Annotated in this window: 13 protein-coding genes; 3 read left to right on the forward strand and 10 right to left on the reverse strand. The window is 66.2% G+C overall.

Annotated elements, in window-relative coordinates:
- Positions 1-94: 94 nt before the first annotated feature.
- Both H9639_RS11455 and H9639_RS11460 read right to left on the reverse strand, forming a co-directional pair.
- A complete protein-coding gene (locus tag H9639_RS11455; protein WP_191808214.1) occupies positions 95-913 on the reverse strand; it encodes a tyrosine-protein phosphatase in 819 nt (272 codons plus the stop codon).
- A 70-nt stretch (positions 914-983) separates the two neighbouring features.
- Complete coding sequence (locus H9639_RS11460) at positions 984-2,510, reverse strand: molybdopterin-dependent oxidoreductase (protein WP_191808215.1); 1,527 nt, start codon at positions 2,508-2,510, stop codon at positions 984-986.
- A 159-nt stretch (positions 2,511-2,669) separates the two neighbouring features.
- On the opposite strand from H9639_RS11460, the gene moaA reads away from it, so the two are divergent.
- Both moaA and H9639_RS11470 read left to right on the forward strand, forming a co-directional pair.
- Complete coding sequence (moaA, locus tag H9639_RS11465) at positions 2,670-3,791, forward strand: GTP 3',8-cyclase MoaA (RefSeq protein ID WP_191808216.1); 1,122 nt, start codon at positions 2,670-2,672, stop codon at positions 3,789-3,791.
- Positions 3,792-4,052 carry a MoaD/ThiS family protein gene (locus H9639_RS11470; protein WP_191808217.1) on the forward strand — a complete coding sequence of 87 codons (261 nt, stop codon included), beginning with the start codon at positions 3,792-3,794 and terminating at the stop codon, positions 4,050-4,052.
- Between the two features lie 136 nt (positions 4,053-4,188).
- Here H9639_RS11470 and H9639_RS11475 read toward each other — a convergent pair whose 3' ends face one another.
- From H9639_RS11475 to truB, 8 genes are all read right to left on the reverse strand, one after another.
- Positions 4,189-5,583: a M16 family metallopeptidase gene (locus H9639_RS11475; protein ID WP_191808218.1), complete on the reverse strand. Its 1,395-nt coding sequence runs from the start codon at positions 5,581-5,583 to the stop codon at positions 4,189-4,191.
- The gene (locus H9639_RS11480) at positions 5,584-7,800 is read right to left on the reverse strand and encodes a polyribonucleotide nucleotidyltransferase (RefSeq protein ID WP_191808219.1); all 2,217 of its coding nucleotides are present in this window, start codon (positions 7,798-7,800) and stop codon (positions 5,584-5,586) included.
- Between the two features lie 344 nt (positions 7,801-8,144).
- Positions 8,145-8,414 (reverse strand): 30S ribosomal protein S15, encoded by a 270-nt coding sequence (gene rpsO, locus H9639_RS11485; protein ID WP_066302831.1) that lies wholly within the window; start codon positions 8,412-8,414, stop codon positions 8,145-8,147.
- Positions 8,415-8,546: 132 nt separating this feature from the next.
- A complete protein-coding gene (locus H9639_RS11490; protein ID WP_191808220.1) occupies positions 8,547-9,536 on the reverse strand; it encodes a bifunctional riboflavin kinase/FAD synthetase in 990 nt (329 codons plus the stop codon).
- A 102-nt stretch (positions 9,537-9,638) separates the two neighbouring features.
- Positions 9,639-10,259, reverse strand: a complete 621-nt coding sequence (locus H9639_RS11495) for a DUF4345 domain-containing protein (protein WP_191808221.1) — start codon at positions 10,257-10,259, stop codon at positions 9,639-9,641.
- A 93-nt stretch (positions 10,260-10,352) separates the two neighbouring features.
- Positions 10,353-10,796 (reverse strand): hypothetical protein, encoded by a 444-nt coding sequence (locus H9639_RS11500; protein ID WP_191808222.1) that lies wholly within the window; start codon positions 10,794-10,796, stop codon positions 10,353-10,355.
- Positions 10,793-11,167 (reverse strand): hypothetical protein, encoded by a 375-nt coding sequence (locus H9639_RS11505; RefSeq protein WP_191808223.1) that lies wholly within the window; start codon positions 11,165-11,167, stop codon positions 10,793-10,795. Before H9639_RS11505 ends, H9639_RS11500 begins: the two co-directional genes overlap by 4 nt.
- Positions 11,168-12,088, reverse strand: a complete 921-nt coding sequence (truB, locus tag H9639_RS11510; RefSeq protein WP_318242065.1) for a tRNA pseudouridine(55) synthase TruB — start codon at positions 12,086-12,088, stop codon at positions 11,168-11,170.
- Between the two features lie 113 nt (positions 12,089-12,201).
- Here truB and H9639_RS11515 point away from each other — a divergent pair, with 113 nt between their 5' ends.
- Entirely contained in the window at positions 12,202-13,347 is a 1,146-nt protein-coding gene (locus H9639_RS11515) for a pyridoxal phosphate-dependent aminotransferase (RefSeq protein WP_191808224.1), read from the forward strand.
- The last annotated feature ends 175 nt before the right edge of the window (positions 13,348-13,522 follow it).

Raw genomic sequence — 13,522 nt, forward strand, 5'->3', positions numbered from 1 at the left:
TTCCTCCTCGGCCGGGTGCGCCTTCCGCGGGCACACTGCAACGAATTGTATGCACTACTGCGGCTGAGAGTCCGTCCGCACACTGCCGGGCGGCCTAGTGCGGGTCAGGGTCCTGTCCGCGCAGCCGCTGCTGCAGCTGTTTTAGTTCCGTTGCGGACAGGCCTGCGGCCCGGAGGTAGCCCGCTGCCCCGCCGTGGTTCGCCGTGACCCAGTCGAGGGCAGTGACGATGGCATCGGCGGGCGAACGCGTGACCAGCGTAATGACCGCTTCGGTGAGGGGCACCCCCATCCCCGCGATCATCCCCAGCATCCGGTCCGACCATTCCCCTGCCAGGTTGCGTTCGCTGAGCTGGTAGTCGGCAACCACCGCGTTCCGTTCCACCCCCGCCGCTTCGAGCAGGAGCGCGGCGGCAACCCCGGTGCGGTCTTTACCTGCCGTGCAGTGCAGCACTGCCGCGGAACCGTTGCCCGCGGCGACCGTCCGGGCCGCCGCAGCGAACACCGGTGCACCGTCCTCCAGCATTCCGGTGTAGAGCTCTCCCAGGGTCGGCAGCTGGGCGATCGCTGCCTGTATCGCGCGGGCCGCCGACGCCGGATCACCGGCAAGGTTCGCACGCTGCATTTCCGCCTGCGCGGCGCCGGTGAACGCACCTTCGAAAAGCGGCAGCTCGAGGATGCGCAGCGGACGGCCGGCGGGGAGCCGGTTCGGGGCCATCTGCCGTTCGGCTGGAGTGCGGAAGTCGGCAAGGACGTCGACGCCGGAGCCGGCGAGGGTTTCCAGTCCGCGGGGTGTCAGGGAGCTGAGCGCATCGGAGCGGTACAGGACACCGGAAGCCACACTGCCGCCTCCCGCCAGCGGCAGTCCGCCGACATCCCGGAAGTTTACTGTGCCTTCAAGAGTGGTGATCTTCACCCATCGACCCTAGCCTATCCACCGGATCTGCTCCCGCGGCGAATGAGCCCGGCACCGGCTCGGCCGCAGCTCACTTGGCGTTGACGGTAACCGAGTGCAGCCCGGTTGCTCCGTCCGGAACGACCGGACGCTTTGTCTCATCCTGCAGGTTTCCGTTGGCGTCGACGGCCCGCACCGTGATCGTGTGCTCCCCGGGTGAAAGCTCCACCTGTGCGGAATACTGCCGCCAGGTGTCCGCCGAGATTCCGGCCGCCAGCGTGGCGTCCTGCCAGCCGCCGTCGTCGACCATCACCTGCACCGCGCTGATGCCGGTGTGCTGCGCCCACGCGACGCCGGCGACTGTGACCATGCCCGCTGGGACGGCAGCGTTCCGGGACGGCGTGTCGATCCGGGAAGAGAGCTTGATGGGCCCGCGTTCGGACCAGCCGCGGTTGGTCCAGTAGGCGGCCTCGTCCTGGAACCGCGAGACCTTCAGTTCGGTCACCCATTTGGTCGCGGAGACGTAACCATAGAGTCCGGGGACAACCAGACGTACCGGGAATCCGTGCTCGGGCGGCAGCGGTTCGCCGTTCATCCCAACGGCAAGGAGCGCATCCCGGGCATCGGTGAGCGCTTCCAGCGGGGTGGTCGCCGTCCACCCGTCCTCGCTGGTGGACAGAACCGTATCGGCGCCTTCCTGGATTCCTGCGGCGGCCAGGAGGTGCCGCACCGGCCAGCCGAGCCAGCGGGCGTTGCCGATCAGGGATCCGCCGACCTCATTGGAGACGCATGCGAGCGTTATCCAGCTTTCCTGCAGCGGCTTAGCCAGCAGCTCGGCGTAGCTGATCTCGATTTCCTTCTCCACCATGCCCGTTACCCGCAGCCGCCAGGAACGCGGATCTACCAGCGGGACCCGCAGGGCGGTGTCGATCCGGTAGAAGTCGGTATTCGGGGTTATCAGCGGATCCACTCCGGAAACCCCAAGGTCCGCTCCGGCCGGGATCTCCATGGCAGGCTGAACCGGCGCGGGCAGCTGCACGCCTGTCCGCAGGTCCTCCACCGCCACCTGGGAACTCCGGGACATCCCGGCAAGCCCGCCGGCAACCGCGGCTACCGCAGCCCCGCCGCCGACGCCCACGAGCACCTCGCGGCGCCGTGCGCCCGTTTCCCCGGCGGGGGCCGCGCCGTAGCTGCGGATCCGGACGGCCAGCGCCCGCAGGACCATTACTCCCAGGACACCGGCGAGCAGCGGTGAAACCAGCGCCAGCGGCGAAAACTGCGCCCGCGTGAGCGTGGCAGCCACTCCCGCTGCTCCGAAGGCACCGATGACCCATGAGCCCAAGGGCGGCCGCTTCGTTTCCAGCACACCGCAAACCGCTCCAACCGCGGCGATAATCAGGATCATTCCAGCCAGCAGGGCGAGCTTGTCCCCGGTGCCGAACGAGGCAATGGCCCAGTCCTTCACGGGAGCCGGAACGGCGTCCACCACGACGGAGCCAACGGCCGTCAGCGGCGACAGGGACGGGCTGAGCACGGCCGCAGCCAGTTCCCCGCCAGCTACGGCGATACCTGCGGCGACTACGCCCGCTGCTGCGGCCCACGGCCACGTTCTTGACATCACAGGGTTTCCTTCGGCTGCAACGGGTATCCGCACGGCTCCGGGGAGTTCCGGGGGTTTCATGGCGAAAAGACCCCTTCAAGTATGACAGCCGGGCTGCGGCCCGGTCCTGGGCACCGGTTCCTAGAGCCTGGTTGTGAAACGGCCTACACTCGAGGCATGGGAATTTCGCTGGGTATGCCCGCCGTTTCGCCGCCGCGGCCGCTCCCGGGGAGCCCGGATACAGCGGCTCCCGCTGCAGCAGCCCCGGAAAACCTGAACGGGCTGGTGGACCGCTTTGGCCGCCGGGCCACGGACATGCGGCTCTCGCTGACGGATAAATGCAACCTCCGCTGCACGTACTGCATGCCGGCATCCGGACTGGACTGGCTGCCCAAGGACAAGGTCCTCACGGCCGCCGAGATCGTCCGCCTGGTGGGCATTGGTGTGAACGGCCTGGGTGTCCGCGAGCTCCGTCTCACCGGCGGCGAGCCGCTGGTGCGGGCCGACCTGGTGGAGATTGTGGCGGGGATCCGTACCAATCATCCGGACCTTCCGGTCTCGCTGACCACCAACGGACTGGGCCTGGATAAAAAAGCCCAGCGGTTGAAGGACGCCGGGCTTACCCGGATCAACGTCTCCCTGGATTCGCTGCACCCCGGTACGTTTGCACAGCTCACCCGCCGTCCCTTCCTGGACCGGGTGCTGGCAGGTGTGGAGGAAGCCGCCCGCGTAGGCCTCGGGCTCATTAAGATCAATGCCGTGCTGATGCGCGGGGTCAACGACGCCGAGGCGCCCCGCCTGCTCGGGTGGGCGGTGGAGCGCGGCTTCGAACTGCGTTTTATTGAACAAATGCCCCTCGACGCCGACCACGGCTGGACCCGGGACGGGATGATCACCGCTGCCGAGATCCGCACGCTGCTCGAGGAATCGTTTGTCCTGACCCCCGATCCCCGCAACCGCGACGGCGCCCCGGCAGAGCGCTGGGAAGTTCGGCACCGCAGCAGTCCCGGCGAGGTGGCCGGCGTCGTCGGCATCATTGCCTCCGTCACCGAACCATTCTGTGCTGACTGCCGCCGCACCCGGATCACCGCCGAAGGGAAGGTGCGCAGCTGCCTGTTCTCCCACGAGGAGACCGACCTGCTGGAGCTGCTGCGCAGCAGCACCGATGACGCCGTTGTTGCCCGCCGCTGGCAGGAAGCCATGTGGGGCAAACCCAAGGCCCACGGAATGGACCACGCCGGGCTCGGCGCTCCGGACTATGTGCAGCCCGACAGAACTATGAGTGCGATAGGTGGCTAAGTGCTGATCCGCTATTTTGGCGCCGCGAAAGCGGCAGCCGGGATTGAAGAGGAATCCCTGGACCTGGGGCCGCTGGAGCTCGGTGAGCTGCTGGAGAAGCTTGCTGCCAGGCATCCGGATGCCCCCGAGGGCACGCCGGTGCTGCAAACCGTGATCGGGCGCAGCACGTTCCTGGTCAATGAGATCGCGGCACGCAGCCGCTCGGCGCTGCTGGAACCCGGCGACACCGTGGACATCCTGCCGCCCTTCGCCGGCGGCTAAGGACGCTCAGGCGCCCGGGACTTCCGCCGCCTGTCCGGGCACAGCCAAGGGGCGGCCTTCCCCGAAGGAAAGGCCGCCCCTTGGCGTTTTGCGGTGGTACCTGGAATTCGTCTTGTACCTGGAATCCGCGTTGTGTCTAGAAACCAAGCTCCGCAGCCGACTCAAACGGGCCGACGACGGTGATGGTCCGCGGCGCTGCTGCCAGTTCGACGGCGAGGGCCTGGACCTCCTCCGCGGTCACCGACCGGATCCGGGCCAGGGATTCCTCAATATCGATGAACTCGCCGCTGACCAGTTCGGCGCGGCCGAGCCGGGACATGCGTGAACCGGAGTCCTCCATGCCCAGCACCATGCCGCCGGAGATCTGGCCCTTGGCCCGCTCCAGCTCCCCGGGCTCCAGTCCGGCGGATGCCAGGCGGTCCAGCTCTGACTCCAGCAGGTCAATGACCTGCCGTGTCTTGGCCGGTGAGCATCCGGCGTACATCCCGAAGTACCCGGCATCGGCGTAGGAGGCCGAGAACGAGTAGGTGGAGTACACCAGCCCGCGCTTTTCGCGGATTTCCTGGAACAGCCGGGAGGACATGCCCCCGCCCAGGACCGTGTTGAGCACGCTCATCGCGAAGCGGCGGCTGTCCGTGGCAACCAGCGACGGGCAGCCCATCACAATGTTGGCCTGCTCCACCGGACGGTTGTACACGTGGACGCCTCCGGTGCCGGTAATGGCCGCTGGGGTGGTGTCCCGGCGCTGAACCGGTTCGGCGGCCTCGTCCAGCTCCCAGCCGGCGCGCTTGAGCGCCTCCAGGACCAGCGAGACCACAATCTCGTGCTCCAGTCCGCCGGCGGCCGTGACCACGAGCGTCTCGGGACGGTAATGGCGCCGGTAGTGCTCCAGCACAGCCTCGCGGGGTACGGCCTTGATGGCTTCCGGGGTGCCTCCGATCGGACGGCCCAGCGGATGGTCGCCCAGGACCGCTTCGGCGAACTTCTCGTGGCACAGGTCCGCGGGATCGTCCGCGTCCATCGCGATTTCCTCGAGGATGACGTCGCGTTCCTGCTCGAGTTCCTCGGGATCCAGAACGGCGGATGTCACCATGTCAGCAATTACGTCAATGGCCATCGGCAGGTCAGTGTCCAGCACGCGTGCGTAGTAGCAGGTGCTTTCCTTCGCCGTCGCAGCATTGGATTCGCCGCCAACTTCGTCAAAAGCCGAGGCAATGTCCATGGCGCTGCGGCGTTCCGTGCCTTTGAACAGCAGGTGCTCCAGGAAGTGCGTTGACCCGTGCTGGCCTTCGGCCTCGTCACGGGAGCCGACGCCGACCCAGAAACCGATGGTGGTGCTGCGCTGGCCGGGCATCGCCTCAGTCAGCACCCGGACGCCGCCGGGCAGGACGGAGCGCCGCACGATGGCACCGGCCGGGTCGCCGATCTCAATGGCCGGATCGCCCGGCCGGGTTGTCAGGGGAAACGGGACAACCGTCCCGGTGCCGGCAAAGCCGGCGCCGGAACGGTTGTCCTTGGTGTTTTCAGGCATCTACTCTGCTGTCGCCGCTTCGTCTTCAGCGTCGTCGTCAGCAACAACCGGCGAAAGCGACAGCTTGCCGCGGTCGTCAATCTTGGTGATTTCAACCTGGATCTTCTGGCCGACGGAAACAACGTCATCAACGTTGTCCACGCGCTTGCCGCCCGAGAGCTTGCGCAGCTCGGAGATGTGCAGCAGGCCGTCCTTGCCCGGGGTCAGCGAGATGAAGGCACCAAAGGTGGTGGTCTTCACAACGGTGCCCAGGTAACGCTCGCCCAGTTCGGGAACCATCGGGTTGGCGATCGCGTTGACCGCAGCCCGGGCAGCCTCGGCGGACGTGCCGTCCGTGGCGCCGATCAGGACCGTGCCGTCATCTTCGATGGAGATGTCAGCGCCGGTGTCTTCCTGGATCTGGTTGATCATCTTGCCCTTCGGGCCAATGACCTCGCCGATCTTGTCCACGGGGATCTTCACCGAGATGATCCGCGGAGCGAACTCGGAGAGCTCATCCGGGGTATCGATCGCAGCGTCCATCACACCGAGGATGTGCAGGCGGGCTTCGCGGGCCTGCTTCAGGGCGGCGGCCAGGACCGAGGCGGGGATGCCGTCGAGCTTGGTGTCCAGCTGGATCGCCGTGACGAACTCGGAGGTACCGGCAACCTTGAAGTCCATGTCGCCGAAGGCATCTTCGGCGCCGAGGATATCGGTCAAGGCAGCGTACCGGGTTTCGCCGTCGACCTGGTCGGAAACCAGGCCCATGGCGATACCGGCAACCGGAGCCTTCAGCGGCACACCGGCGTTGAGCATGGACAGCGTCGAGGCGCAGACCGAACCCATGGAGGTGGAGCCGTTGGAGCTCAGGGCTTCGGAGACCTGGCGGATGGCGTACGGGAATTCTTCACGCGAGGGCAGCACCGGCACGAGCGCGCGCTCTGCCAGGGCGCCGTGGCCGATTTCGCGGCGCTTGGGCGAACCCACGCGGCCGGTTTCACCGGTGGAGTACGGCGGGAAGTTGTAGTTGTGCATGTAACGCTTGCGCGTGACCGGGGACAGCGAGTCAATCTGCTGTTCCATCTTCAGCATGTTCAGCGTGGTAACACCCAGGATCTGGGTCTCGCCGCGCTCGAAGATGGCCGAACCGTGCACGCGGGGCAGAACCTCGACCTCGGCGGTGAGCTGACGGATGTCCGTCAGGCCGCGGCCGTCGATGCGGACCTGCTCCTTGAGGATGCGCTGGCGCACAACCTGCTTGGTGACTGCGCGGAAAGCTGCGGAGATTTCGTTCTCGCGGCCTTCGAAGCGGCCGGCCAGTTCAGCCTTGACTTCGTCCTTCAGTGCGTCCGAAGCGGCGTCGCGCTCCTGCTTGTCAGCGATGGAGAAGATCTGGGCCAGCTTGTCCGCTGCTGCGGCTTCCACTGCCTCGTAGGCGTCGTCCTGGTAATCCAGGAAGACCGGGAACTCAACGGTCGGCTTGGCAGCGCGGGCTGCCAGGTCGGCCTGGGCGTCACACAGCGCCTTGATAAACGGCTTGGAAGCTTCCAGGCCCTCGGCTACAACCTCTTCGGTCGGGGCGGTGGCGCCCTCTTCCTTGATCAGGTTCCAGGCGTTGTCGGTGGCTTCGGCTTCAACCATCATGATGGCGACGTCGTCACCGGCGATACGGCCGGCAACCACCATGGAGAAGACTGCGCGCTCCAGCTCGGAGTGCTTCGGGAAGGCAACCCACTGGTTGTCGACCAGGGCAACGCGGACGCCGCCGATCGGGCCGGAGAACGGCAGGCCGGAGAGCTGCGTGGACATGGAGGAGGCGTTGATGGCCACCACGTCGTAGAGCACGTCGGGGTTGATCGCCAGGACGGTGACCACGATCTGGACTTCGTTGCGCAGGCCCTTGACGAAGGCGGGGCGCAGCGGGCGGTCCATCAGGCGGCAGGCCAGGATGGCTTCGGTGGACGGACGGCCTTCGCGGCGGAAGAACGAACCCGGGATGCGGCCGGCAGCGTACATACGCTCTTCGACGTCCACGGTCAGCGGGAAGAAGTCGAAACCTTCACGCGGGGACTTGCCGGCGCTGGTTGCCGAGAGCAGCGCGGTGTCTTCGTCGATGTAGACCATCGCTGCGCCGGCGGCCTGGGCGGCCAGGCGGCCGGTTTCGAAGCGGATGACCCGCTTGCCGAATGCGCCGTTGTCAATAATGGCTTCTGAATACTGAATTTCGGGACCCTCCATAGAGAGCCACCTCCGTTTCTTCGTGTTCGGAGGCACCCAGCATCGTCCCATGATTCCTCCGCGCCCCTGAGGTGCGGGAGGTTCAACACCCGGTCTTCGATCGAGGTCCACGGGCACATTCTCCCGTAGGCCACTACCGAGGACCGCGAATGCTGCGATGCTGGCTGACTCCTGTATTTGTCTTGTTTACTGCTGTACTGCTGTTTCTGCGTCAGTTCCTCTGCTGCTGTGCTGCGGGTGGCAGGTGCGCTTCCGGGGGAAATTCCCGGTGTCCATGTCTGCCGGTACTGCCGTACTGCCAAGGGCGGCCCTGCCCGTGGGCAGGTGCCGCCCTCAAAACAGAACTATCGACGCAGGCCGAGACGCTCGATGAGCGCACGGTAGCGGGTGATGTCGGTCTCGCGCAGGTAACCCAGCATGCGGCGACGGCGACCAACCAGGGCCATCAGGCCGCGGCGGGTGTGGTGGTCGTGCTTGTGGGTCTTCAGGTGCTCGGTCAGGTCCGAAATACGACGGGACAGAACGGCAACCTGGACCTCGGGGGAACCGGTGTCACCTTCTGCGAGTGCGAATTCCTTGATGATCGCCTGCTTGACGGCGGGATCGAGTGCCACTGTAACTCCTAGAGTTGTGCCGTGAGGCCCGAGTCAGCACTTCGCTGCCGGGAACCCTGCACCCCGCGCGGTGAACCACGCCGGGCACAAAGAAATTCAGCCGCCACGGACCGCAGCCGAATTTTCTTCAGTTTACCCGGCGGCGGGGCTTTCTGTCGAAAGGACGTCCCTGGTCCGGGCCACGTCAAGACGCATCTGCTCAATCAGGGCCTCGGGTCCGGTGTACGCCACCATGCCGCGCAGCCGCTCCACGAATTCCACTCCAACGCACTGTCCGTAGAGATCGAAGTCCTCCACGGCCTCCGCCGGACGGTCGATGACGTGGGCTTCCACCTGACGGCTCACCCCAATGAAGGTGGGGTTGGAACCCACGGAGATGGCAGCGGGCCAGCGTGTCCCATCCGCTCCCACCAGCCAGCCGGCATACACGCCGTCGGCCGGAATCAGCCCCGTTGACTCGGGTGCCAGGTTCGCCGTCGGGAACCCCAGCTCACGGCCGCGGGCCGCACCGTGGACCACAACACCGCGCATGCGGTGCGTCCGTCCGAGCAGCCTCGCCGCGGTGCGCACATCCCCGGCAGCAAGTGCCTCTCGGATCCAGGTGGAGGAGCAGCGGCGCCCGCGGCTGTCCTCGGGGCCTTCAGGGAGCGCATCGAAGTCGTCCACGGCAATAACCTCGAAGCCGAGTGCGGCGCCGAGTTCGCGCATAGTGTCGAGGTCGCCGGTGTTCCCGCGCCCAAAGCGGGCGTCATGCCCCAGCACCACAGCCACGGCATGCAGCCCGTCCGTGAGGTATTTCCGGACGAATTCCTCCGCGGAGAGGGAGGCCAGTTCCAGGTCATAGTGCACCATCAGCAGGCCGTCGAGGCCGGTCGCAGCGAGGGCTTCAGTGCGGTCCGCCGGTCCCATGATCATCACCGGGGCATTCCCGGGCCGGTGCACCGCTGCCGGATGCGGGTCAAAGGACACGGCCACGGCTGCGGCGTCGTGCTCCCGTGCCGCTTTCACCAACCGGGAAAGCACGTGCTGGTGGCCGAGGTGAACGCCGTCGAAATTGCCGATCGTGACTACTGTCGGACCAATGTCGGACGGCACCTCCGCAAGGTCATTCCAGTAATACACCCGAGCTCCTTACCAGCGGAAAGTCCATCCATGAATTTGCCCGCGTCACAGCGCCGGCTGCGAGCAATGGCATTTATCCATTATGGCGGAAATGAAAAGTCCTTACGCACCGTTCGCTGCCGGGGTATCCCCGCTGCCGCTCCCGTGGTGGATTTCGCGCCGCAGTTCGCTGGTTTTCAGAATGAAGCGGTGCCAGACCAGCAGGGCCGGCGGGAAGGCCAGCTCCAGGATCATCAGGATAATCAGGGTGAAGTGCGGCGTGCCGGAAAAAGCCCAGGACAGCACCCGGCCGATTCCGCCCAGGAACACCATCAGGCACACCAGCCAGAGCATGTTCGCCCACTGGAATTTGACGGCGATGGCTACGAAGGCGGCCCCCACGCCCACCATCATTGCGGAGAAGAACCTGAACTGGCTCTCCAGCGAGGCGTTGACTGCTCCGCCGCTGGTCTGTGCCACTCCCCCTGTACCCGTCACCAGGTAATAGATGCCGATGCCGGCGATTAGGACACCGACGGCGATGACGACCGTCCGGAACACTCCCCAGTCATCCGTGCTCTTGAAGGGCTTCGCACCGGTGGTCCCGCGGGACTGTTCGGCCACGGCGCTGCGGCCGCGCTGGCGGCGGGCGGCCCTGCCGATGCGTGCTTCGGAGTTCCCGGCGGGCGGAAGCTGTTCAGTCTCGTGTGCTTTGTCCGCCGCTCCCGGCGATGGAATGGTCATGGTGTCTGCCCCCTGATGGGATTCGTGGACCTTTTCCACATCGTCTCACGGTGCGGACGGGACCAGAACCCGCCGCCGCGGCTGGATGGACAGCTAAGCGGACTGGCTGTCCCGGTGCCGGTAAAGCCACCACAGCCCGATCATCGGCAGCAGCAGCGGAACAAAACCATACCCCTGGCCGAAGTTCGACCAGACGGTGTCATCGGGCAGCGCAGCGGGGTCCAGCAGGCCAAAGAGGCCGACGGCGAGCACCCCTGCCATCTCAACACTTACGGCCGCCACGGAGACCTTGTAGGAAGTCCTGCCGGAACGGGCCAGGGAAACAGTCGCCACGATGTAGACGACGGCGGCGAAGGCCGAGAGCAGGTAGGCCAGCGGCGCTTCCTCGAACTTAGTCGCGATCTGGAAGGCAGCCCGCGCTGATGCCGCCAGGGCAAAAACGCCGTAGACGGCCACGATCAGCCTGCCGGGACCGGCGTTGCGTGCTCCCGGAGCCGCGGCCTCGGCGGCAGGTTTCGGTTTGATCAGTTTCTTCATGCCAGCGGCACTCCGTCCCAAATCTGTTCCATCCGGAACAGCATGACAAATACGGTGACCCCGACTGCGCCGAGAACCAGGTTGCTCCACCGCGAGCGGTCCATCAGGGACCACCAAACAGCTCCGATGGGAATAACGACGGCGGTCAGCAGGTAGCCCCAGAACTCCCAGGCCGGACCGTGAAGGCTCTCGCCGCCGGACTGGCGGATAATGGCCGCCACGGCGTAGACGAGGAGAAACAACTCGACGGCCGCAGCCGAAAGAATGGTCAGGTCGTTAGGTCCGTGCTTCCGGATCGCTGCACCCACGCAGAGCACAGTGGAGACCAGGCAGACGATGGTGCCAACGACGTACAGCGGGTCGACGACCACTTAGGCCCTTTCGTTTCCGGGTGCGAAGACCAGCAGGGCCCGGGCGGTGTCCGCCTTGTCGGCCAGCAGCCCGATGAGTTCACCGTCCGGCGCGAAGGCAGCAACCGGTACCGGCTCACCGTCCGCGGAGGGAACGCCGGAGGCGCTGATCCGGCGGCCGTGGGAAATGTTCTCCGCCTCTTCTTCACTCAGTTCCCGCACCGGGAAGAGTGCCCTGGCGGCATCGTTGAGTTCCAGCAGGGCAAGGTCTTCGGCCAGCTGCTCCAGGGTGGAGGCCTGCTCCACCGCGTAGGGGCCCACCGAGGTGCGGCGCAGGGCGGTCAGGTGGCCGCCGACGCCGAGTGCAGCTCCAAGGTCCCGGGCCAGCGCCCGGATGTAGGTTCCGGACGAGCACTCAACGGTCACATCGACGTCGCGCAGTTTGCCGCCGTGTTCCCGGCGGATGTCATGGATTTCGAAGCGGGAGACGGTGACGGGGCGGGCGGGCAGGTTGACTTCCCCTCCGGCCCGCACCCGGGCATAGGAACGTTCACCGGCCACCTTGATGGCGCTGACGCTGCTGGGCACCTGGAGGATATCGCCGGTGAGGGCCGCCACCGCGGTTCTGATCTCTTCATCTGTGACCGCAGCGGCGATGGTTTCCGACGTCACGTCGCCTTCGGCGTCGTCCGTGATCGTGGACTGTCCCAGGCGGATCGTGGCGTCATAGGTTTTGGACGTGCCCACAATGTAGGTCAGCAACCGGGTGGCCTTATTGATGCCCACCACCAGGACACCGGTGGCCATGGGGTCAAGGGTGCCGGCATGGCCGACTTTTCGGGTGCCAGCCAGCTTGCGCAGGCGGCCCACCACATCGTGGCTGGTCCAGCCCTGCGGTTTGTCCACAATTATCAGTCCTGAACGGACCTGCCCGGAATTCACGCCTTTCAGTATATCCGCCGGTCAGGTGCCGTTCGTGCCGCGGCCCTGGAGCGGGGGAACGCTCCGGCGGTGTCTGGAGCCGGGACCGGGCATACCGCCGGTAGCATGCGGGTATGCCCAGCCTTGCCGCTCACGTACGCACCGTTGACCCTAATCAGATCCGCGAAATCACCCAGGCTGCCTGGGCCGTGCCCAACGCGGTGGTCCTCAGCATCGGGGAACCGGGCTTCCCAACGCCCGCCCATATTCTCGCGGCCGCGGAGGCGACACTGGCACGGGACGAGACCGGGTACACACCGAACGCCGGCATCGCTCCCCTGCGCGGGGCGTTTGCCGAGCGGGTGTCACGGCTCAGCGGCAACCCCGTTGATCCGTCCCGCGTTTTTGTCACCGCCGGAGCCCAGCAGGGCCTGCACCTGGCCATGAGCCTGCTGCTCGATGCCGGCAATGAGATTCTGGTGCCGAACCCGGGATATCCCACCTTCGCCATGACCGCCCGGCTGCTGCACGCTGTGCCGGTGGACTACCCGCTGCACCCCGCGAATGGTTTCCAGCCCCGGATCGAGGACATTGACGCCAGGATCACGGGCCGCACCCGGGTCCTGCTGCTGAACTCCCCGTCCAATCCCCTCGGATCCGTCTTCAGCGCCGACCTCACCCGCGGACTCGTCGAACTGGCCCGGCGCCGGGGTCTGTGGATCCTTTCCGACGAGTGCTATGAGGCGTTTACCTATGATGTGCCGCATGTGAGTCCGCTGGAGTTCGACGGCGCCGGGGAGCTGGTGGTGGCTTCCCATACCCTGTCCAAGACCTACGGCCTGACCGGGCTGCGGATCGGCGCCCTGGTCACTCCCCCGGGGATGGAGGCGCGCATGAGCACGATAATGGAGTCGATTGTCTCCTGTGTGGCTTCGCCGTCGCAGTATGCGGCACTGGCGGCGCTTACCGGGCCGCAGGACTACGTGCAGACGGCAGCTGCGCATTACCGCGCCAACCGGGATGCGGCTTCCGCAGTGCTGGCGGAGAAAGGACTTCCGTTCCTGGCTGCACAGGGCGCCTTCTATCTGTGGGCGGACCTCTCCTCAGTTTCCGGCGGCAACATCCGCGAGTGGACCCGGCGGTTCCTCGCGGAGTCCCAGGTGGCCCTGGCGCCCGGGACTGCCTTTGGATCCATTGGAGAAGGCTGGGTCCGCATCGCCCTGTGCGGCGGGAGGGAAGAGCTGGTGGAAGGGCTCAGCCGGCTGCCGGCCCAAGTATAGAAACCCCGGGGATGTTTGAGCTGCGCCGCCGAAAGTAAGCGGTTCACAGGTGATTCACGGGGCCGCCCCAGATTCTTCCCAACTTCGCGTTTACACGCCGCTTGCGCCTGCCTAGTCTGTGGACTGCTTTCGGCATCGGGGGAACCGGTTGGGGTTCCGGGCCGGCAGAGTCTCG

The organism is Arthrobacter gallicola (assembly GCF_014836775.1).
GTDB lineage: Bacteria > Actinomycetota > Actinomycetes > Actinomycetales > Micrococcaceae > Arthrobacter_B > Arthrobacter_B gallicola.